21 protein-coding genes are annotated in these 19,616 nt (G+C 72.4%); 8 read left to right on the top strand and 13 right to left on the bottom strand.

Going from position 1 to position 19,616, the window contains the following annotated elements:
- The first annotated feature begins 3 nt into the window (after positions 1–3).
- Entirely contained in the window at positions 4–216 is a 213-nt protein-coding gene (locus NH2_RS28280; RefSeq protein WP_084505629.1) for a hypothetical protein, read from the top strand.
- Positions 217–437: 221 nt separating this feature from the next.
- Here NH2_RS28280 and lipA read toward each other — a convergent pair whose 3' ends face one another.
- From lipA to sucB, 5 genes are all read right to left on the bottom strand, one after another.
- On the bottom strand, positions 438–1,496 hold the full coding sequence (gene lipA / locus NH2_RS17805) for a lipoyl synthase (protein WP_067655051.1): 1,059 nt from the start codon (positions 1,494–1,496) through the stop codon (positions 438–440).
- A gap of 10 nt (positions 1,497–1,506) precedes the next feature.
- A complete protein-coding gene (gene lipB / locus NH2_RS17810; protein ID WP_067655054.1) occupies positions 1,507–2,223 on the bottom strand; it encodes a lipoyl(octanoyl) transferase LipB in 717 nt (238 codons plus the stop codon).
- A gap of 10 nt (positions 2,224–2,233) precedes the next feature.
- Positions 2,234–2,758, bottom strand: coding sequence for a GNAT family N-acetyltransferase (locus NH2_RS17815; protein ID WP_067655057.1), 525 nt, complete (start codon positions 2,756–2,758; stop codon positions 2,234–2,236).
- Positions 2,759–2,823: 65 nt separating this feature from the next.
- Positions 2,824–3,732 carry a TIGR01777 family oxidoreductase gene (locus NH2_RS17820; protein WP_174552841.1) on the bottom strand — a complete coding sequence of 303 codons (909 nt, stop codon included), beginning with the start codon at positions 3,730–3,732 and terminating at the stop codon, positions 2,824–2,826.
- A 16-nt stretch (positions 3,733–3,748) separates the two neighbouring features.
- Entirely contained in the window at positions 3,749–5,467 is a 1,719-nt protein-coding gene (gene sucB / locus NH2_RS17825) for a 2-oxoglutarate dehydrogenase, E2 component, dihydrolipoamide succinyltransferase (RefSeq protein ID WP_067655063.1), read from the bottom strand.
- Between the two features lie 256 nt (positions 5,468–5,723).
- On the opposite strand from sucB, the gene NH2_RS17830 reads away from it, so the two are divergent.
- A complete protein-coding gene (locus tag NH2_RS17830) occupies positions 5,724–6,086 on the top strand; it encodes an oxidoreductase (protein ID WP_067655066.1) in 363 nt (120 codons plus the stop codon).
- Positions 6,087–6,121: 35 nt separating this feature from the next.
- Here the strand turns inward: NH2_RS17830 and NH2_RS17835 are convergent, their stop codons facing one another.
- Positions 6,122–7,645 carry a leucyl aminopeptidase gene (locus tag NH2_RS17835; RefSeq protein ID WP_067655069.1) on the bottom strand — a complete coding sequence of 508 codons (1,524 nt, stop codon included), beginning with the start codon at positions 7,643–7,645 and terminating at the stop codon, positions 6,122–6,124.
- Between the two features lie 144 nt (positions 7,646–7,789).
- Here NH2_RS17835 and gcvT point away from each other — a divergent pair, with 144 nt between their 5' ends.
- Both gcvT and NH2_RS17845 read left to right on the top strand, forming a co-directional pair.
- Positions 7,790–8,890, top strand: a complete 1,101-nt coding sequence (gcvT, locus tag NH2_RS17840; RefSeq protein WP_067655072.1) for a glycine cleavage system aminomethyltransferase GcvT — start codon at positions 7,790–7,792, stop codon at positions 8,888–8,890.
- A gap of 27 nt (positions 8,891–8,917) precedes the next feature.
- Positions 8,918–10,015 (top strand): branched-chain amino acid aminotransferase, encoded by a 1,098-nt coding sequence (locus NH2_RS17845; protein WP_067655075.1) that lies wholly within the window; start codon positions 8,918–8,920, stop codon positions 10,013–10,015.
- A gap of 58 nt (positions 10,016–10,073) precedes the next feature.
- Here NH2_RS17845 and NH2_RS17850 read toward each other — a convergent pair whose 3' ends face one another.
- From NH2_RS17850 to NH2_RS17870, 5 genes are all read right to left on the bottom strand, one after another.
- Complete coding sequence (locus NH2_RS17850) at positions 10,074–10,787, bottom strand: MBL fold metallo-hydrolase (protein WP_067655792.1); 714 nt, start codon at positions 10,785–10,787, stop codon at positions 10,074–10,076.
- Between the two features lie 243 nt (positions 10,788–11,030).
- Positions 11,031–11,774, bottom strand: a complete 744-nt coding sequence (locus tag NH2_RS17855; protein WP_067655795.1) for an adenosylcobinamide-GDP ribazoletransferase — start codon at positions 11,772–11,774, stop codon at positions 11,031–11,033.
- 145 nt (positions 11,775–11,919) lie between these two features.
- A complete protein-coding gene (cobT, locus tag NH2_RS29895; RefSeq protein ID WP_067655798.1) occupies positions 11,920–12,999 on the bottom strand; it encodes a nicotinate-nucleotide--dimethylbenzimidazole phosphoribosyltransferase in 1,080 nt (359 codons plus the stop codon).
- Positions 13,000–13,074: 75 nt separating this feature from the next.
- Positions 13,075–13,656, bottom strand: coding sequence for a bifunctional adenosylcobinamide kinase/adenosylcobinamide-phosphate guanylyltransferase (locus tag NH2_RS29900; protein ID WP_067655079.1), 582 nt, complete (start codon positions 13,654–13,656; stop codon positions 13,075–13,077).
- 10 nt (positions 13,657–13,666) lie between these two features.
- The gene (locus tag NH2_RS17870; RefSeq protein ID WP_067655082.1) at positions 13,667–14,635 is read right to left on the bottom strand and encodes a helix-turn-helix domain-containing protein; all 969 of its coding nucleotides are present in this window, start codon (positions 14,633–14,635) and stop codon (positions 13,667–13,669) included.
- Between the two features lie 86 nt (positions 14,636–14,721).
- On the opposite strand from NH2_RS17870, the gene NH2_RS28870 reads away from it, so the two are divergent.
- Complete coding sequence (locus NH2_RS28870; RefSeq protein ID WP_157103831.1) at positions 14,722–14,883, top strand: hypothetical protein; 162 nt, start codon at positions 14,722–14,724, stop codon at positions 14,881–14,883.
- Positions 14,884–14,948: 65 nt separating this feature from the next.
- Here the strand turns inward: NH2_RS28870 and NH2_RS17875 are convergent, their stop codons facing one another.
- A complete protein-coding gene (locus NH2_RS17875; RefSeq protein WP_067655092.1) occupies positions 14,949–15,614 on the bottom strand; it encodes a DUF3043 domain-containing protein in 666 nt (221 codons plus the stop codon).
- 175 nt (positions 15,615–15,789) lie between these two features.
- On the opposite strand from NH2_RS17875, the gene NH2_RS17880 reads away from it, so the two are divergent.
- The 3 genes from NH2_RS17880 (at position 15,790) to NH2_RS28875 (ending at position 17,471) form a co-directional block, all read left to right on the top strand.
- The gene (locus tag NH2_RS17880; RefSeq protein ID WP_067655095.1) at positions 15,790–16,146 is read left to right on the top strand and encodes a HesB/IscA family protein; all 357 of its coding nucleotides are present in this window, start codon (positions 15,790–15,792) and stop codon (positions 16,144–16,146) included.
- 99 nt (positions 16,147–16,245) lie between these two features.
- A complete protein-coding gene (locus tag NH2_RS17885; protein ID WP_067655098.1) occupies positions 16,246–17,217 on the top strand; it encodes a carbohydrate kinase family protein in 972 nt (323 codons plus the stop codon).
- Between the two features lie 83 nt (positions 17,218–17,300).
- Positions 17,301–17,471 (top strand): hypothetical protein, encoded by a 171-nt coding sequence (locus NH2_RS28875; protein WP_218021724.1) that lies wholly within the window; start codon positions 17,301–17,303, stop codon positions 17,469–17,471.
- A gap of 4 nt (positions 17,472–17,475) precedes the next feature.
- On the opposite strand, the gene asnB is transcribed toward NH2_RS28875, so the two are convergent.
- Positions 17,476–19,416 (bottom strand): asparagine synthase (glutamine-hydrolyzing), encoded by a 1,941-nt coding sequence (asnB, locus tag NH2_RS17890; RefSeq protein ID WP_067655101.1) that lies wholly within the window; start codon positions 19,414–19,416, stop codon positions 17,476–17,478.
- Between the last annotated feature and the right edge of the window lie 200 nt (positions 19,417–19,616).

Here is a 19,616-nt window from a genome sequence, read left to right on the forward strand (position 1 = left end):
GTTGTGGGCAAAGAAGTGGCAGGGAAAATTTTCTCGACGCCGGAAGAGTTGGGGCTACCTCCTCTGGGGGAGGATGAACTCGCGGAGGCTCGGCGAATGCTGGCGCAGGCGCAGGCGCGGCGCGACAGCATCCCTCCGGAGGAGCGGACGCCTGCTGCTCCGAAGTTCTACGACGATGCGGCCGGTACCGAGTACGAGAGGCGCGAGCCCTCGTAGAGTCCCGAGCCGTGAGATGGGGAACGGGTCGCAGGTCGGTCCCGGCTCACGGTCACGGCGGCGACGGCGCTCGTCATCGTGCGTGAGGTATGGGGCCGGGCGGCCGGGGGTGCACATCTGTTCCGGGAAACGCTTTTTATGGTCAGCTGTAGCGGGAGGCGGGCGAGGAATGAGCGCGGCCGGTCGCTGGGCCACGTGCCCACCGACCGGATCGGAAACGCTCAGCCGCCGAAGCGCGCCAGCACCGAGCTGGCCTCCTGCGAGGCGGTGCCCTCGTTCGCGAGATGTGCCATGGCGGGGGCGATCTCGCGGCCGTGGTGCGCCATGGCCTGGGCGTAGAGCCGGCCGGCGCGGTAGGAGGAGCGGACCAGGGGGCCCGCCATGACGCCGGCGAAGCCGAGCTGCTCGGCCACGCGGGAGTGCTCGACGAACTCCTCCGGCTTCACCCAGCGGTCAACGGGGTGGTGCCGGGGGGAGGGGCGCAGGTACTGGGTGATGGTGAGGATGTCGCAGCCGGCCTCGTGCAGGTCGCGCATGGCCTGGGTGACCTCATCCGGGGTCTCGCCCATGCCGAGGATGAGATTGGACTTGGTGACCAGCCCGGCCTCGCGGGCGGCGGTGAGCACGGCCAGCGAGCGCTCGTAGCGGAAGGCGGGACGGATGCGCTTGAAGATGCGCGGCACCGTCTCCAGGTTGTGCGCGAGCACCTCGGGGCGCGCGGAGAAGACCTCGGCGAGCTGCTCGGGCACCGCGTTGAAATCCGGGATGAGCAGCTCGACGCCGGTGTTCGGGTTCAGCGCCTTGATGGCGCGCACGGTCTCGGCGTAGAGCCAGGCGCCGCCGTCGGCCAGGTCGTCACGGGCGACGCCGGTGATGGTGCTGTAGCGCAGCCCCATGGCCTGCACGCTCTCCGCCACCCGGCGCGGCTCGTCGCGGTCGAGCGCGGCCGGCTTGCCGGTGTCGATCTGGCAGAAGTCGCAGCGGCGGGTGCACTGCTCGCCGCCGATGAGGAAGGTGGCCTCGCGGTCTTCCCAGCACTCGAAGATATTGGGGCAGCCCGCCTCCTCGCACACGGTGTGCAGCCCCTCGCGCTTCACCAGCCCCTTGAGCTCGGTGTACTCGGGGCCCATGGTGGCGCGGGTGCGGATCCAGCTGGGTTTGCGCTCGATCGGGGTCTCGGCGTTGCGGGCCTCGATGCGGAGCAGCTTCCGGCCCTGGGGGGCGCGGGCGGCCTCGCCGGGGGTGGAGCGGGGCGCGGGAGTCTCGTGCGCGGTGGTCACTGTCTCGACCTTACGCCGTCGGCGCCGCGGCCTGCGGCCGGGCGAGGGTGTGATCGCGCACGGGGAGTTCGCCGTCCAGCGCCTGCCCGATGGCTGCGGCCACCAGCGGCTTCAGCTCGGCGACGGTGACTTCGTACCCCAGCTCCCTGGTGAGCGTGGTGACGCCCGCATCCCTGATCCCGCACGGCACGATGGCCTGGAAGCCGTCCATGGCGGAGTTGCAGTTCAGCGAGATGCCGTGCAGCGCGACGCCGCGCTGCACCCGGACCCCGATGGCCGCGATCTTGCGCTCGGCCAGCGGCCCCGCGGCGGGCAGCCAGACCCCGGAGCGGCCGTCCACCCGGCCGCACTCGATGTCGAAGCCGGTGCAGACGCTGATCAGCGCCTCCTCCAGCCTGCGCACGTACTGCACCACGTCCACCGGCTCGGCCAGCCGCACGATCGGGTACCCGACCAGCTGCCCCGGCCCGTGCCAGGTGATCTTGCCGCCGCGGTCGACCTGCACCACCGGGCTGCCGTCGAGCGGCAGATCCTCGGCCTCGGTGCGGCGACCGGCGGTGTAGACGGAGGGGTGCTCGAGCAGCAGCAGCCGATCGACGCCGCGGCCCGCGGCCCGCTCGGCGGCGATGGCACGCTGCCGGTCCCAGGCCAGGTGGTAGTCGATCAGCCCCAGATCCTCGACCACGATCGGGGTCGAGTCGATGCGGGCGGACGGTGTGGTGTTCACAGCGGCGACGTTACGCCCCGAGGCGGGGATCGGGCTCGGGGACCGGGAGCGTGAGCTGCATGAGCGTGAGATCCATCCACAGGCCGAACTTTCTCCCCACCTCGGGGAGTTCGCCGACGATGCGGAAGCCGAACTGCTCGTGCAGCGCGATGGAGCCGGTATTGCGGGACTCGATCGCGGCGATCACCGCGTGCACCGCCCCCGACTCGCGGGCCCGCTCCAGCAGCGCCGTGAGCAGCGCGCGCGCCACCCCGCGGCGCTGGAAGCGCTCGTCCACGTAGACCGAGTTCTCCACGCTGTGCAGGTAGCCGAGCTTGGGCCGCCACTGCCCGTAGCCGGCGTACCCCGCGACCTCGCCGTCGATCTCGGCCACCAGGATCGGGTGCCCGGCCGCGGCACGTGCCGCGAACCACGCCTCCCGATCCTCGATACCGACCTCGTCGACATCCCAGATCGCCGTCGAGGCGGCGATATTGGCGTTGTGAATGACCAGGATCGCAGGTAGGTCGCTCTCCAGGGCATCACGAACCTGCACGCTGCGGCCATCGCGCGTGAGCGAGGGTTCTCCGTGGTCACGATCCGCTTCCGGGCCCGACGTGCTCACGCGCCGTCCCCCGCGGGGTCGAAGAGGTCGGTCAGCGCGATGCCGAGGGTGGGGTGGCGGAACACGTACTCGCTCTCCTCCAGCACGGTCGGAATGGCGCGCGGGCCGCGCAGCACGGCCTCGTCGGCGAACTCGCCGATGGCGGCGCGCAGCACGAACGAGGGCACCACCAGCGGCGCGGGCCTGCGCAGCGCCCGGCCGAGCGCCCGGGTGAACTCGGCATTGGTGACCGGCGCCGGGCCGACGGCGTTCACCGGCCCCGACACCGACGAATCGGCGAGCACGTGCCGGATGGCGCCGACCTCGTCGGCCAGCGAGATCCACGGCGTGTACTGCCTGCCGTCGCCGAAGCGGCCGCCGATGCCGAGCCCGAAGAGCGGGCGCAGCACGCCGAGCAGCCCGCCGGTGCGGGCGAGCACCAGCCCGCCGCGCAGCAGCACGGTCCTGACCCCGGCCTCCGCGGCGGGCAGCGTCGCGGCCTCCCAGTCCCGGCACAGCGTGGCGAGGAAACCGCTGCCGGGGCGGGCGTTCTCGTCGATCACCCGATCCCCGGTGGCGCCGCCGTAGATATGCACGCCACCGGCGTTGACCAGCACCGGAACCCCGGCGGCCGCGACCGCCGCTGCGAGCACGTCGGTGGGGGTGATCCGGCTGTCCCGCAACTCCTGCTTGAACCGGCCGGTCCAGCGCTGGGCGTGGATATTGCGCCCGCACAGGTTGACGGCGGCGTCGGCCCCGCGCAGCGCCTGCTGGTCGAGCTCGGCGCGCGCGGGGTCCCAGGCGAATTCGTCCGGTGCGGCGGGTTGCCGCCGCACCAGCCGAGCCACCTCGTGCCCGTCCCGGCGCAGCGCCGCGACGAGCGCCGTCCCGATCAAGCCGGAGGAACCGGCCACGATGATCTTCAAAGACGGCAGCCCTCCGTTACAGCCCCAGATCGGCCTCGAACGCGGCTTCCTCCAGCCGATGCCGGATGGTGGTGAGGAAGCGGCCCGCGTCCGCGCCGTCGATCAGGCGATGGTCGTAGGTCAGCGGCAGGAAGGCCATCGAGCGCACGCCGATGGACTCGCTGCCGCCCTCGTCGGTCACCACCACCGGGCGCTTGACGATCGCGCCGGTGCCGAGCATGGCCGCCTGCGGCGGGACCAGGATCGGGGTGTCGAACAGCGCGCCCTGGCTGCCGATGTTGGTGATGGTGAAGGTGCCGCCGGAGAGCTCGTCCGGCTTCAGCCCGCCGGTGCGCGCCCGGCCGGCGATATCGGCGATGGCCCTGGCCAGCCCGGCCAGCGAGAGGTCGCTGGCATTGTGGATGATCGGCGAGAGCAGCCCCTGCTCGGTGTCGACGGCGATGCCGAGGTGCACCGAGGCGTGGTAGGTGATCTGCTTGCTGTCGTCGTCGTAGCTGGCGTTGACGTTCGGGTGCACGCCGAGCGCCTCGACCACGGCCTTGGCGAAGAACGGCAGGAAGGTGAGGTTCACGCCCTCGCGCTCCTTGAACGCCGCCTTGGCCCTGGCGCGCAGCGCCGCGATCCGGGTGACGTCGACCTCGTGCACCTGGGTGAGCTGCGCGGTGGTGCGCAGCGACTCCAGCGTCTTGGTCGCGGTGATCTGCCGGATCCGGTTGGCCTTCTGCGTGGTCCCGCGCAGGTGCGCCAGCTCGGGGGCGGGCTTCGGCTGCGCCTTCGGCGCGGCGGCCGGCTGCTGCGCGGGCGCGGCGGCGGGCTCCGGCGCCTTCTTGGCCTCGGCAGCGGCCAGCACGTCCTGCTTGCGGATGCGGCCGCCGACGCCGGAGCCGCTCAGCTCGCCGAGATCGACGCCGTGCTCCTCGGCCAGCCTGCGCACCAGCGGGGTGACGTACGGGGTGGAACCCGAGGCGGGCTCGCTCCTGGGTGCCTCGGCCTTCGGTGCCGCGGCCGCGGCCGGGGCGGGCTCGGGCTTCGGCTCCGGCTCGGGTTCCGGCGCGGCCTCCTGCTTCGGCTCGGGGGCGGGCGCGGGCTCGGACTTCGGCGCGGGCGACCCGCTGCCGATCACACCGAGCTGACCGCCGACCGGGACCACGTCGTCCTCCTCCGCGCTGATCTCGAGCAGCGTGCCCGCGACCGGCGAGGGGATCTCGGTGTCGACCTTGTCGGTGGAGACCTCGAGCAGCGGCTCGTCGACGGCGACCTCGTCGCCGATGGCCTTGAGCCAGCGGGTGACGGTGCCCTCGGTGACCGATTCGCCCAGCTCCGGCATCTTCACCGGGGTGCCGTCACCGGACCCCGACGAGGCGGCGGGCGCGCTCTGCTCGGGCTCGGACTCCGCGGCCGGCTCCTCCTCGGCCTCCGGCTCCGCGGCGGGCTCCTCCGCAGCCGGCTCCTCCTCGGCGGCCGGAGCCGGGGCCTCGTCGCCGCCGCTCTGCTCGCCGGCATCGCCGATCACGCCCAGCTCACCGCCGACCTCGACCACGTCGTCCTCCTGGGCGACGATCTTCGTCAGCACACCCGCGGCCGGAGACGGGATCTCGGTGTCGACCTTGTCGGTCGATACCTCGAGCAGGGGCTCGTCGACCTCGACCGTGTCTCCTTCCTGCTTCAGCCACCTGGTGACCGTTCCCTCGGTGACGCTCTCACCAAGAGCCGGCATCTGGACGGAGAAGGCCATGTCCGTTGACTCCTTGACTGCTCGACGGGTCTACAACAGTTCGCTGCCCGGTGGGGCACCGCCGCGGGTCGCGGCGACGTCCTCGCGCGCTCGGCACCGGAATCTGTGTGGTTTCTTGTACCGCGGTCCATCCTTGCACTCGCGCGCGTGGCATGTGGCACAGGGCAGGCAACTGCCGGGCTCGGGCACTATGGAACTACCCGGTCGCGGCGCTGGAACCCCGGCCGGTGTGACGACGAGAGAGGTGAGTGCCGGTATGGGGCTGCTCGATCGCTTCCGCGGCGCCGCCGCCAGGGCCGGACGGGCGGCGCGGCCGCGCGGGGTACGCGCGGAGGACGCCCGCTACCTGGCCGAGTGGGCGCGCACGCACACCGGCGTCGAGGGTTATGTGGAGCCGAAGACCACCGTGACCGATGTCACGGTGGTGCTGATCGCCGCCGACGGCGAGTGGACCCGCCGCATCGTCGGCGAGCGCGGCGCCCGCACACTCGCCGGCGACCTCGGGATTCCGGTGTACGACGTGGCCCGCACCGGCTACCCGCAGCGCATGCGCGACCACGACGAGCGCGAGCGCATCCGCCGCAGGCGCGAGCTGGAGCGCGAACTCGACGAGCTGTGACCGGCCCGGCGGCCGCTCGCCGGGCCCGCCTGCGGCTACTCGGTGACCGGCTCCGCCGCGATGTCCTCCAGCACCGCGATGAGCGTGCGCACCGGGACGCCGGTGCCGCCCTTGCCGACGTAGCCGAACGCGCCGCCCTGGTTGTAGGCCGGGCCCGCGATGTCGATGTGCGCCCACTGCACCCCCTCCGGCACGAACTCCTTCAGGAAGAGCCCGGCGGAGAGCATGCCGCCCCAGCGGTGCCCGGCGACGTTCGCGATATCGGCGACCTTGGAGTTCAGATCGGCGCGCAACTCCGCAGGCAGCGGCATGGCCCAGCCGTTCTCGCCGACCGAGCGGGAGATCCCGGCCACCCGGTCGCGGAACTCGTCGGTGCCCATGACGCCGGGGGTGCGGGTGCCGAGCGCGACCATCTGCGCGCCGGTGAGCGTGGCGACGTCGATCAGGAACTCCGGGTCGTCCTCGCCCGCGCGCACGATGGCGTCGGCCAGGATGAGCCTGCCCTCGGCGTCGGTGTTCAGCACCTCGACGGTGGTGCCGCCGTACTGGACCAGCACGTCGCCCGGGCGCTGCGCGGTGCTGGATGGCATGTTCTCGGCCATCGGAACCGTCGCCGTGACCGTGATCGGCAGGCTCAGCCTGGCCGCGAGCAGGGTCGTGGCGATGACCGCCGCCGCGCCGCCCATGTCCGAGGTCATGGCATCCATGCCCGCGGCGGGCTTGATCGAGATGCCGCCGGTGTCGAAGGTGATGCCCTTGCCGATCAGCGCGACCTTGCGCGGCCCGCCCTCGTAGCTGATCCGGACCAGCCGCGGCGGCCGCGACGAGCCCTTGCCGACGCCGAGCACGCCGCCGTACCCGCCCGCCTCCAGTGCCTTCTCGTCCAGCACCTCGACGGTGAGCCCGGCGCCTTCGGCGAGCAGCGCGGCGCGGTCGGCGAACTCGGCGGGGAAGAGGTGGCTGGGCGGGGTGTTCACGAAGTCGCGGGCGGTGGCGACCGCCTCCGCGACCAGCCGGGCGCGGAACAGCGCCTCCTCGCCGAAATCGGGCTCGGGCACCAGTAGCTCGACCCTGGCCGGCGGGCGCTCGTCCGGCTTCGGCGCCGTCTTCGCCGAGCGGTACGGCGTGAAGGTGTAGGCGCCCAGGTAGAACCCCTCGGCCGCGGCGCCGAGGTCGAGCCCGGAGAGCGTGCTCGCGATCTGCTCGGTGCCGCTCAGCGCGCGCGCCGCCACGCCCGCGGAGCGCCGGATCTGCTCGGCGTCCAGCTTCTCCGCCGAGCCGAGGCCGACGGCGAGCACGCTGGTGACGCCGTCCAGCCCGGCCGGGGCGGGCACCCGGGTGAGCTCCTCCGCCTTGCCCTTCGCGCCGACCGCGCCGAGCTGGTCGAGCAGGGTCGCGCGCAGCTCGGTGCTCAGCACGTCGCTGAAGAGGTCGTCGGGCACGATCGCCGGGCCGTTCTCGGAGGAGGTCACGCCGATGACGAGCACGTCGGTATCGGAGCCGAGAGCGGTGGTACGGGCCAGTTCCGGGCCCAGCGGGCGATCAGCAGCAGCGGTCATGGCCACAGGCTACTGCCCGCCGCGGCAGCCCCGCCCGGCGCGGGCGTGCGCGGATCAGGCCAGGAGGCGGGAGCGCGGCGTGGCCGCGGAGGGCCATCGATCACGCCCCCATCGGTACCGCATTCAGCGGCTAAGCTGCCTCGGGTGACCGACACCGAGCTGCTCCGAGGCCCCATCGACGCCGTGCACACCTCGCTCGGGGCGACCTTCGCGCCGTTCGGCGGGTGGCGGATGCCGGTCTCCTACGCGGGCACGGTGCGCGAGCACACGGCGGTGCGTGAGACGGTCGGGCTCTTCGACGTGAGCCACCTCGGCAAGGCGACGGTGCGCGGCCCCGGCGCTGCCGAGTTCGTGAACGGCGCCTTCACCAACGACCTGGACCGCATCCGCCCCGGCCGGGCGCAGTACACGCTGTGCTGCACCGACTCCGGCGGTGTCGTCGACGACCTGATCGCCTACTTCGTCGGGCCGGACGAGATCTTCCTCGTCCCCAATGCCGCCAATACCGCCGAGGTGGTCGCCCGGCTGCGTACGGCGGGCACCGGCGGCGTCACCGTGACAGACGACCACCGGGCCTACGCGGTCTTCGCGGTGCAGGGCCCGCGCTCGCCCGCGGTGCTCGAAAGCCTCGGCCTGCCCGCCGATCTCGGCTACATGGCCTTCGCCGACGCCGAGTGGCAGGGCCGCGAGGTCCGGGTCTGCCGCACCGGCTACACCGGCGAGCACGGCTACGAGCTGCTGCCGCGCTGGGACGATGCCGAGCCGGTGTTCCGCGCCCTGCTGGCGGCCGTAGCGGCCGAGGGCGGCCAACCCGCCGGGCTCGGCGCCCGCGACACCCTGCGCACCGAGATGGGGTACCCGCTGCACGGCCACGAGCTCGGGCCCGATATCAGCCCGCTGCAGGCGCGCTGCGGCTGGGCGGTGGGCTGGGCCAAGCCGCGGTTCTGGGGCAAGGCCGCGCTCGAGCGCGAGAAGGCCGCCGGGCCGGCCAGGACCCTGCTCGGGCTGCGCGCCATCGACCGCGGCGTGCTGCGCCGCGGCCAGCGCGTGCTGCGCGGTGACGAGGTGGTGGGGGAGACCACCTCGGGCACCTTCTCCCCGACCCTGGAGCGCGGCATCGCGCTCGCGCTGCTCGACACCGCGGCCGGGCTGGAGGCGGGCGCCGAGGTCATCGTGGACGTGCGCGGCAGGCGGCTGCGCTGCGCGGTGGTGCGGCCGCCGTTCGTGGACGCGCGCCCCGCCTGATCAGCGCGCCCCGATAGGATCGGGGGCATGACCGCTGCTGCACAGTTCGCCCGTATTCCGCATCCCGCTCGCACGCCGGGGGAGCGGGTACGGGAGATTCTGGCGGCGCCCGGCTTCGGCCGGTTCTTCACCGACCACATGGTCTCCATCGACTACCGGGACGGCAGCTGGACCGACGCGCGGGTGGAGCCGTACGCGCCGCTGCAGATGGATCCGGCCACCATGGTCTTCCACTACGGCCAGGCCATCTTCGAGGGGCTCAAGGCGTACCGGCAGCCGGACGGCGGCATCGCCTGCTTCCGGATCGACGCCAATGCCGCGCGCTTCCGCCGCTCGGCGCGCAGGCTCGCCATGGCCGAGCTCCCCGACGAACTCTTCATCGAGTCGGTGCGGGCGCTGCTCGAGGTGGACGGTGACTGGGTGCCCGCGGCGGGCGGCGAGGAAGCGCTCTACCTGCGGCCCTTCATGTTCGCGACCGAGGCGGGGCTGGGCGTGAAGCCCGCGGCCGCCTACAAGTACCTGCTGCTCGGATCGCCGGCCGGGGCCTACTTCCCGCGCGGCGTGAAGCCGGTGAAGGTCTGGCTCTCCACCGAGTACGTGCGCGCCGCGCCGGGCGGCACCGGCGAGGCCAAGGTGGCGGGCAACTACGCCTCCTCGCTGCTTGCCCAGGCCGAGGCCACCGAGAAGGGCTGCGACCAGGTGGTCTGGCTGGACGCCGTGGAGCGCGCCTACGTCGAGGAGATGGGCACCAACAATTTGTTCTTCGTCTTCGGCTCGGGGTCCGAGGCCAGGCTGGTGACGCCGGAGCTCTCCGGCTCGCTGCTGCCCGGCATCACCCGCGACTCGCTGATCACGCTCGCCGCCGACGCCGGGTACCGGGTCGAGGAGCGCAAGGTCTCGGTGCGGGAGTGGCTGGACGGCGCCGCCTCCGGGGAGATCACCGAGGTGTTCGGCTGCGGTACCGCGGCGGTCATCACCCCGGTCGGCTGGGTGCGTTCGCCGGACGGCGAAGTCGCCATCGGCGGCGGCGAGCCGGGTGAGGTCACCCTGGCGTTGCGCGACACCCTGACCGGTATTCAGCGCGGCACCTTCGCCGACACCCACGACTGGCTCTTCCGCTTCTGATTCGGAGTCGGCCCTGCCGTCCGGAACGGACGGCAGGGCTGCCGGGAGTGTGCTGGGCTCAGCCCGGCATCAGCATGTGCCATTCGTCGAGGGTCTGCGGGCGCAGCACGTAGTTGTTCTCGCGCACCGCGGTGAGCGGTGCGCTCGGCTCCTGCGAGTACCAGTGCCCCGGATAGACCACCGGGTCGCCGCGCAGCCCGGCGAGGTGCCGCAGGCTGCGGAACATCTCGTCGGAATCGCCGCCGGGGAAATCGGTGCGGCCACAGCCGTCGACGAACAGCGTGTCGCCCGCGACGAGCCGGTTCTCGAACAGGAAGCACTGGCTGCCCGGCGTGTGCCCGGGCGTGTGTAACAATTCGATCTCGAAAGTCCCGACGCTGAGTTTGTCCCCGTGTTCGTGCCCGGTGAATTCGCTCTCCGCGATGCCGGTGACGTTGGCGACCCAGGTCAGTTCGGCGTGGTTCACATGCACCGGGACGCTGGTCTTCTCCAGCAGTTCGCGCACGCCGCGCAGGGTGAAGCCGAGCATGGAGCCGCCCACGTGGTCCGGGTGGTGGTGGGTGGCGAGCACGCCGGTGAGGCGCAGGCCGTCGGCCTCCGCCAGGTCCGCGAGATCGCCCGCGGCATAGGCGGGATCGACGACGACGCACTCCCCGCTCTCCCGGTCGCCGATGAGGTACGCGAAATTCCGCATCTGTGTCGCGATCGGATCGCCGACGGCGAAATCCCGGCCGGACAGCAGCTGGCGAAAGTACAGGCGCTCGGAAGACATGGCGTCCACCTTATTGTGCGACCCAGACGATGCGTGCGAGTCGGCCGGAAAATGTCCACTGACCCAGACTGTGGCGGTCGACACGTTTGACCTGGTGCCCCCTGGAATAACGCACGGCGATTGCTCGCCGGGTGCCGGAAACAAACAAGTGTGCGTGCCGGGTAATAGCTGAATTGCACTGGTCGCGAGGTATATCTCCGAATTCCGGGTGGGGTATCGGGCTTTCGGAACGTTTCGACCGGATCAGCCCAGGGCGAGGAGCACGGCGGTGGTGGCGGTGGCCGATTCCACTGCCGCGCCGAGCACATCGCCGGAGAGACCCTCGAAACGGCGGACGCAATGCTGCGTCAGCAGCGCCGCGGCGGCGAGGGCGGCGGCGACCGCGAGCGGGCCGTGCCAGGGGGCCGTGCCGGGTAGCAGGGCGGCTGCGGCGAGGGCGGCGGCGACCCACAGGGCGGCGGTCAGCGGGCGCTGGGTGGCGGCGACCAGGGCGCCGAAGCCGGTGTCCGGGGCGGCGGGAGCGCGCACGCAGGCGAGCACCGCCGCCACCCGGCCGGTGGCGACCGCGAGCACCACGCCCGCCCACTGTCCGGCGTCCGCGAGCGCCGCGAAGGCGAGTGCCTGGGTGAGGACGGCGAAGAGGAGCGCGGCGGTGCCGAACGGCCCGATGCCGCCGTCCTTCATGATGCGGCGGGCGCGCTCGGGCGGGCCATAGCAGCCGAGGCCGTCGGCGGTGTCGGCCAGGCCGTCCAGGTGCATGCCTCGGGTGCCCGCGGTCAGGGCGCCGACCGCGAGCAGCCCCGCGAGGGTCGTGGTGGCGCCCGCCGCGGTGAGCGCCCACAGGGTCGCGGCGGCGAAGGCGCCGAGCAGGAGTCCCGCGCCGGGGGCCGCCGCGATGGCACGCCCCGCCGCCCCGCGGTCGATCTCGTCCGGCCCGCGCACCGGGAGCACGGTCAGCCAGGAGAGGGCGAGCCGCAATCCGGTGATCACCGGACCGCCCGTCGTCGGTGGTCCAGGGCGGGCACCTGTCGCCGAGCGCGCGGAGCCGCGGCCCGCGCGGTCGAAGCGGCGGTCAGCAACTCGGCAGGCGGGGAGGCGGCCGTCAGGGGCTCGGCGACCGGGATCGCCCGGCTCACTTTCGCAGGTTCGCTGCGGGAGCGGCGGTTTCGCCCCTGGTGCTGACGCCCGCGTCGCCGAAGGTCGCCATCTCGCCGATGGCGGCGACGGCGGCGCGCAGCAGCGGGAGCGCGGCGAGCGCGCCGGAGGCTTCGCCGAGCCGCATGTCCAGCTCGAGCAGCGGCTCCAGGTGCAGGTGGCGCAGCGCCAGCCGGTGCGCGGGCTCGGTGGAGCGGTGCCCGGCCACCCACCACGCCTTGGCGCCGTCGGCCAGGTCCTCGGCGATCAGCGCGGCGGCGGTCACCACCGTGCCGTCCAGGATCACCGGGGTGCGCCTGGCGGCGGCGCGGGCGAGAAACCCCGTGATGGCGGCGATATCGGCCCCGCCGCCGACCCGGAGCAGCGCCACCGGCTGCTGCTTGGCGACCGGGCGGGTGCGGCGCATGGTGTCCCGGATGGCGGCCAGCTTGCGGCTCCAGCCTGCGTCGTCGACCCCGGTGCCGCGGCCGATGGCGGCCACCGGTTCGGTGCCGGTGAGGGTGGCGATGAGCGCCGTGGCGGGGGTGGTGTTGCCGATTCCCATGTCGCCGGCGATCAGCAGGTCGGCGCCCGCGTCGATCTCCTCGTCCGCGATGGCCACGCCCGCGTCGAGTGCGGCGCGCACCTCGTCCTCGGTGAGCGCGTCCTCCCGGTCCACCGAGCCGCTGCCCCGGCGCACCTTGTGCGCGGAGACATCGGGGCCGGTGTCGGCGTCCACCGCGATATCCACGACCCGGACGGTCGCGCCCGCGACCGCGGCCAGCGCGTTCACCGCGGCGCCGCCGCCCAGGATGTTCGCGACCATCTGCGCGGTCACCTCGCTCGGGTACGCCGACACGCCGTGCCGCGCGACCCCGTGATCCCCGGCGAAAACCACCACCCGCGCCCGCTCGAACTGCGCGGGCGGGCAGGCGCTCTGGCAGGCCGCGACCCAGTTCCCCAGCTCCTCGAGCCGGCCGAGCGCGCCCGCGGGCTTGGTGAGCTGCGCCTGGCGCGCCACGGCGGCCGCGCGCACGAGGGCGTCGGGAGCGGAGACCGGTTCGAATCCGTGTGTCACTGTCAGCCTTTCCGCGTTCCGGCGCGGGCCGGTGGCCGCGCGCTGCCGCTCCATAGTGTCCGATGCGGCCGCCTGCTACTTCACCCGCATCGGAATCCCGGCCACCACCAGCACCACCTCGTCGCAGACCCGGGCCAGGCGCTGGTTCAGGGTGCCGATCTCGTCCCGGAAGAGGCGGCCGGAGCGGGTCGCCGGGATCACCCCGAGCCCGACCTCCGGGCTCACCAGCACCAGCCGGTGCCGGTAGCCGGCGACCGCCGCGACCAGGGCGTCGGTCTCCGGTGCGACGGTGCCGCGCGGTGCGTCCCAGGCATCCAGCGCGTCGATCCGCGCGGTGAGCCAGGTGCCGATGTCGTCGACCAGGGTCGCCGGGGCCAGGTCCGCGCGGTGCCCGGCGAGGGCGGGGTCCGGATCGCCGGGGTGCCCGGCGAGGACGGCGGCCAGGTCGGCGCCCTCCAGTACTTCCCAGTCCGCCGGCCTGCGCACCCGGTGCCCGGCGATGCGCGCGGCGAAATCCCGGTCGGCGGGGTCGGGAACGGCGGTGGCGAGGTAGCGGACCCGGGCGGCGGCACCGGCCAGCTCCTCGGCGTGCGCGGACTTGCCGGAGCGCGCGCCGCCGAGCACCAGCGTGCGGAGCCCGGCGGGGGAGTCACCCATGCCGGGCAGGCTACCCGGGCTCGGTGCCGAACCGGCGCCGGTACTCGGTGGGCGCGATCCCGACCTGGCGCTGGAAGTGGTGCCGCAGCAGCGCCGCCGAGCCGAACCCGGCCAGCCCGGCGATCCGCTCCAGCCCCTCGTCGGAGTCCTCCAGCAGGTGCTTGGCGTAGAGCACGCGCTGGGTGGTGAGCCATTTCACCGGTGTGGTCCCGGTCTCGGCGGCGAAGCGGCGGGCGAAGGTCCGGGTGGACATGCGGGCGCGGGTGGCCAGCTCCTCGACGGTGTGCTGGTGCTCCAAATGCTCGCTCATCCAGGTCAGCGTCGCGCCGATGCTGTCCGAGGTGCACTCGGCGATGGGGCGCTCGATGAACTGCCGCTGCCCGCCGTCGCGCTGCGGCGGCACCACCATGCGCCTGGCGATGCCGTTGGCGGCCGCGCTGCCGATCTCCCTGCGCACCAGGTGCAGGCAGGCGTCGATCCCGGCGGCGGTGCCCGCGCTGGTGATCAGATTGCCCTCGTCCACGAAGAGCACGTCCGGGTCGACGGTGGCGGCCGGGTAGCGGGCCGCGAGATCGTCCACGTAGCGCCAGTGCGTGGTGCACTTGCGGCCGTCGAGCAGCCCGGCGGCGCCGGCCAGGAAGGCGCCGGAGCAGACGGTGAGCACGATCGCTCCCGCCTCGGACGCGGTGCGCACCGCGTCGACCAGCCGCGGGTCGAGGCCGTCGTCCAGCGCGGTCACCGGGAAGGCCGGGACGGCGACGAGATCGGCCCCGGCCAGCTCGTCGAGGCCGTAGCCGGGGGTGACGGTGACGCCCGGCGTCGAGGAGCGCAGCGGGCGCCCCGGCTCCGCGCCGCAGACCCGGAAGTCGAAGCCGGGCAGCCCCTGCTCGGTGCGGTCGAGGCCGAAGACCTCGCAGACCACGCCGAATTCGAACATGGCCATGTTCTGTTCCAGGACGACGGCGACTTTCCGCAGCATGGCATCAGGGTAGCTGGCTGAATCTTTACGAACAATGTCAGAGCTGCCACTTTCGGCGGAATCTCAACGAGCGAAAAATTACTGCCATGATTGGTTTCCTGCTCGCCCTCGCCGTCGTCCTGCTGCTCGGAGCGCTCGTCGCCGCCGGTCCCGCCCGGGCCGGCGCCGGCACCGTCCAGGATCGGGACGCCGAACGATTCCGCGCCGACCTGGCGGCGCTCGCCACCCGGGTGGGTCATCACCGGTGACCTCGCCCCCGAACCAGAACGGCCCGCCGGGTGCTACCGGCGGGCCGTTCTCGTGCGCTGGGGTGTCAGACCGGGTCACCCGGGCTGAGCCGGGGCTTGGGGGCGCGCATCTTGCGGATCTGCGAGGCGCGCACGAAGGCGTACCAGCCGAGTTTGAAGCCGGTGTCGGTGGTGTCCGGGTAGCGCTCGCGCACCCGGTTGTTGATGATCCGGCCGAGGAAGACGCCTTCCACGATCATGAACGCCATCATCACCAGCATGGCCAGCGTGACGATGGTCTGCAGCCCCGGCGCGGCGAACATGGACAGGATCAGCACCAGCGCCATCGGCATGAACAGCCCGACCAGGTTGCGCCTGGCGTCCACGATGTCGCGCACGTGCGCGCGCACCGGCCCGCGGTCGCGCGGCAGCAGGTACTTGTCCTCGCCGGCCAGCATGCGCTCGCGGCGATCCTGGGCGGCGGCGCGGCGCTCGGCGGCGGCCTCCCTGCGATCCGCTCTGCTGCCGCGGTTCGCCTTGCGCCTTGCCCTTGCCTCCTTGGAGGTCATCGGCGCGGGGGCGACCGGGCCGCGCCTGCGGGCCTCGGCATCCCGGCGCCGGGGGGTGGGGCGGCCCTTGCCCGCGGTGGCGGTGGCCGCCGCCGCGGATCCGGCCGCCTCTGCACTCGCGTCCGCCGTGGTGACGGCGGTCGCGTCGGTGGTATCGGACTCGCCACGACGGAACAACTTCACGCGACCAGGCTATTCGATGACGCCGAGCACGCGTTACCCCGGTCCCGGGCAGCGCGGCCGGGCCCGCGGGTGGCAAGATGGAATAGCGGCCCGACGAGTGGCGTTGAACCTGCCCGATAGGCACGATTCGGCGTGCATCGCTCGCGGGCGACCACAGCTGTCCCTAGGAGAGTCCATGACTGTGCAGAACGAGACCGCAACCGCCACCCACGGCGTGAAGCTGACCGACGCTGCCGCCGCCAAGGCGAAGGCGCTGCTGGACCAGGAGGGCCGCGACGATCTCGCGCTGCGGATCGCGGTGCAGCCGGGCGGCTGCGCGGGCCTGCGGTACCAGCTGTTCTTCGACGACCGCAACCTGGACGGCGACCTGACCGTCGAGTTCGGCGGCGTCAACCTCGCGGTGGACCGGATGAGCGCGCCGTACGTCGAGGGCGCCTCCATCGACTTCGTGGACACCATCGAGAAGCAGGGCTTCACGATCGACAACCCGAACGCCACCGGCTCCTGCGCCTGCGGCGACTCCTTCAACTGACGATCGATTGATACGGTGAGGGCCGGGACGTGGATGTCCCGGCCCAACGCCGTTGCGTGCCTCTCACGCAGGCCGCCTACCGTCGAAGGACTCCGCCTCGTGACCATCGCTGTCTCCGCGTCCATCGCCACCGACCACCTCATGCGTTTCCCCGGGCGGTTCGCGGACGCGCTCCTCGCCGATCAGCTCGAGCACGTCTCCCTGAGCTTCCTCGTGGACGACCTGCAGATCCGGCGCGGCGGCGTCGCGGGCAACATCGCCTACGCCATCGGCCAGCTCGGCGGTAACCCGCTGCTGGTCGGCGCGGTCGGCGCCGACTTCGCCGAGTCCTACCGGGGCAAGCTGGAGGCGGGCGGGGTGGATTGCTCCGCCGTCCGGATCTCCGAGACCGCGCACACCGCCCGCTTCGTCTGCACCACCGACGACGACATGGCGCAGATCGCCTCCTTCTACCCCGGCGCCATGAGCGAATCCCGCGATATCGGCATCGGCGAGCTGGCCGAGCGGCACGAGTTCGACCTGATGCTGGTCGGCGCCAACGACCCCGAGGCCATGCTGCGGCACACCGCCGAGTGCCGCGAACTGGGGATTCGATTCGCCGCCGACCCTTCGCAGCAGCTCGCACGGCTCGACGGGGACCAGGCGGTGCAGTTGATCGACGGCGCCGACTATCTCTTCACCAACCGGTACGAGTGGGCGCTGCTGCTGCAGAAGACCGGGCTCACCGAGGAGGAGGTCGCCGCGCGCGTCGGCATCCGGGTGACCACGCTCGGCGGTGACGGTGTGCTCGTCGTCGACCGGGACGGGACCACCGTCGAGGTCGGCGTCGTCCCGGAGAACACCAAGGTGGAGCCGACCGGCGTCGGTGACGCGTTCCGTGCCGGGTTCCTCACCGGGCACGCGGCCGGGCTCAGCCTCGAGCGCGCTGCCCAGCTCGGCTCGCTGGTCGCGGTCCTCGTCCTGGAGACCATGGGGACCCAGGAGTGGGCGCTGGACAAGACCGACGCCGTCGAGCGGCTCACCAAGGCGTACGGCCCCGAAGCCGCCGCCGACATCGAGCGCGTGCTCTGAAACTCGCGAGGTTGCAACGCCCATGTTACTAACATTCATGTTAGTAACATGGGCGTTAGTAATTGCGGGCCGGTGGAGGTGGCATGGCGGAGTTCGTCGGTAGACGACGTGATCTCGCGGCGCTGCACCGGCACCGCGCGGCGCTCACCGCCGAACCGGTGCCGGTGCCGGCCGTTTCGCGCAGCGGGATCGACTGCGCGGGGCTCGACGCGGCCTACGGGCCCGCCGAACTCCTCGCGGCGTGGTCGACCTGAGGACTCAGAGCGAGACCGGGTAGGTCGGCTCCTGGATCTCGGGCTTGATCCGCTGCTCGACGAACACCCCGTGCCACACCATGAAGACGAGCAGTGTCCACAGCCGACGGCTGTGATCGGCCCGCCCCTCGCGATGCTCGGCGAGCATCCGCGAAACAGCCGCCTTGTCCAGCAGGTGATCGGTCTGCGAATCGGCGATCTGCGCCCGCGCCCAGTCGTGCAGCTCGGTCCCGCGCAGCCAGTGCCGCAGCGGAACGGGGAATCCGAGCTTGGCCCGGTGCAGCACGTGCGGGGGAACGATGCCCTCCAGCGCCTGCCGGAGCGCGAACTTGGTGGTGTCCGGGCTGATCTTCTGCTCGTAGGGCAGCCCCTCGGCCGCCTTCAGCACCTCGGTGTCGAGGAAGGGGACGCGCAGCTCGAGCGAGTTCGCCATGGTCATCTTGTCGGCCTTGACCAGGATGTCGCCGCGCAGCCAGGTGAAGAGGTCGAGGTGCTGCATCCGGGTGACCGGGTCCCAGCCGCTGGAGCGCTGGTAGATCGGGGCGGTGACGTCGCGGTGCGTCCACTCCGGCCGGAACTCGCGCAGCACCGCGCGCAGCTGCGCGTCGCTGAAGCTGCGCGCGTTGCCGTAGTACCGCTCCTCCAGGGTGAGCGAGCCGCGGTGCAGCAGGCTCTTGCCGCGGGTGCCGTCGGGGATGCGCTCGGAGAGCTTCCCGGCCAGCCGCCGCAGCCCGCGCGGCAGCCGCTCGAACGGCTTCAGCGAGAGCGGCTCGCGGTAGATGGTGTACCCGCCGAAGAGCTCGTCCGCGCCCTCGCCGGAGAGCACCACCTTGACGTGCTTGCGCGCCTCCTTGGCCACGAAGTACAGCGGCACCAGCGCCGGGTCGGCCACCGGGTCGTCCAGGTACCAGACGATCTCCGGGATGGCGGCGGCGAACTCGGCGGGTGAGACCACCTTGACGATGTGCCGCGCGCCGATCGCCGCCGCGCTCTCCGCGGCCACGTCGACCTCGGAGTACCCCTCGCGCTCGAAGCCGGTGGTGAAGGTGATCAGCTTGGGGTTGTGCCGCATGGCCAGCGCCGCCACCGCGGTGGAGTCGATGCCGCCGGAGAGGAACGACCCGACGGTCACATCGGCGCGCATGTGCTTGGCGACCGAGTCCTCGAGCGCCGCCGCGATCTCCCGGTAGCGGTCCTGCGGATTTCCGGTGAACGGCCGCACCGGGAAGCGCGGCTCGAAGTAGCGGGTGATCTCCGGCGCCGCGCCGGGGCGCACGGTGGCGTAGCTGCCGGACTCCAGCCGCCGGATGTCGGCGTGCAGCGTCTCCGGCTCCGGCACGTACTGCAGCACGGTGTAGTGCTCCAGCGCGCGCGGGTCCAGCTTGTCGCTGAGGCCGAGCGCGGGCAGCAACTCCAGCAGGCTCTTCTTCTCGCTGCCGAAGGCGGTGCCGCCGGGGCCGGTGGCCAGGAAGAGCGGCTTGATGCCGAACGGGTCGCGGGCCAGGAAGAGCTCGCCGGTCTCGGTGTCCCAGATCGCGAAGGCGAACATGCCGCGCAGCCTGCGCACCGCCTCCGGGCCCCAGTAGTGGAAGGCCGCCGCGATCGCCTCGCTGTCGCCCTCGGTGCGGAAGATCGGCTCGTCACCGAATTCGGCGCCGTGCGCGGTGGCCAGCTCCTCCCGCAGCTCGAGGTAGTTGTAGATCTCGCCGTTGAAGGTCAGCGCGTACCGCTCGCGGTTCCCGGCCGGGCCCCAGCGCAGCGGCTGGTGCGAGTGCTCGATATCGATGATCGAGAGCCGGTTGAAGCCGAAGATGACGTGGTCGTCGTGCCAGGTGCCGCGCTCGTCGGGCCCGCGATGGCGGACGCAGTGCAGGGCGTCGTACACCCGCTCCACGGTGTCCGGTGCCGCCACGTCGGAAGTCAGAAAGCCGAGCAGTCCACACACGGTGTCGGCACCCTCGATTCGGTCGGCCGGGCCTGGTGCCCGGGGAAGTCGAAATGTTCTGCCCGAGTATGCCGCACCCGCGGGGGCGGCGCGGTGCGCGGACGGCCGAGGGGGAAGCTCCCGGTCACGCGTGTCGAAGCCGACCCGGCGGCGACCGGGGCGCCGGTTTGGTCTACGCTGCGTAGTACTCAGGACATTTT

This window comes from Nocardia harenae NBRC 108248, assembly GCF_001612885.1.
GTDB classification, from domain to species: Bacteria; Actinomycetota; Actinomycetes; order Mycobacteriales; family Mycobacteriaceae; genus Nocardia; species Nocardia harenae.

What these genes read in the sequence shown, in the direction of transcription:
- sucB (WP_067655063.1), bottom strand. Translation starts at nt 5,467, where the DNA reads ATGGCCTTCTCCGTCCAGATGCCGGCTCTTGGTGAGAGCGTCACCGAG.
- NH2_RS17830 (WP_067655066.1), top strand. Translation starts at nt 5,724, where the DNA reads ATGGGGCTGCTCGATCGCTTCCGCGGCGCCGCCGCCAGGGCCGGACGG.
- NH2_RS17835 (WP_067655069.1), bottom strand. Translation starts at nt 7,645, where the DNA reads ATGACCGCTGCTGCTGATCGCCCGCTGGGCCCGGAACTGGCCCGTACC.
- NH2_RS17845 (WP_067655075.1), top strand. Translation starts at nt 8,918, where the DNA reads ATGACCGCTGCTGCACAGTTCGCCCGTATTCCGCATCCCGCTCGCACG.
- NH2_RS17850 (WP_067655792.1), bottom strand. Translation starts at nt 10,787, where the DNA reads ATGTCTTCCGAGCGCCTGTACTTTCGCCAGCTGCTGTCCGGCCGGGAT.
- NH2_RS29900 (WP_067655079.1), bottom strand. Translation starts at nt 13,656, where the DNA reads ATGGGTGACTCCCCCGCCGGGCTCCGCACGCTGGTGCTCGGCGGCGCG.
- NH2_RS17870 (WP_067655082.1), bottom strand. Translation starts at nt 14,635, where the DNA reads ATGCTGCGGAAAGTCGCCGTCGTCCTGGAACAGAACATGGCCATGTTC.
- NH2_RS28870 (WP_157103831.1), top strand. Translation starts at nt 14,722, where the DNA reads ATGATTGGTTTCCTGCTCGCCCTCGCCGTCGTCCTGCTGCTCGGAGCG.
- NH2_RS17880 (WP_067655095.1), top strand. Translation starts at nt 15,790, where the DNA reads ATGACTGTGCAGAACGAGACCGCAACCGCCACCCACGGCGTGAAGCTG.
- NH2_RS28875 (WP_218021724.1), top strand. Translation starts at nt 17,301, where the DNA reads ATGGCGGAGTTCGTCGGTAGACGACGTGATCTCGCGGCGCTGCACCGG.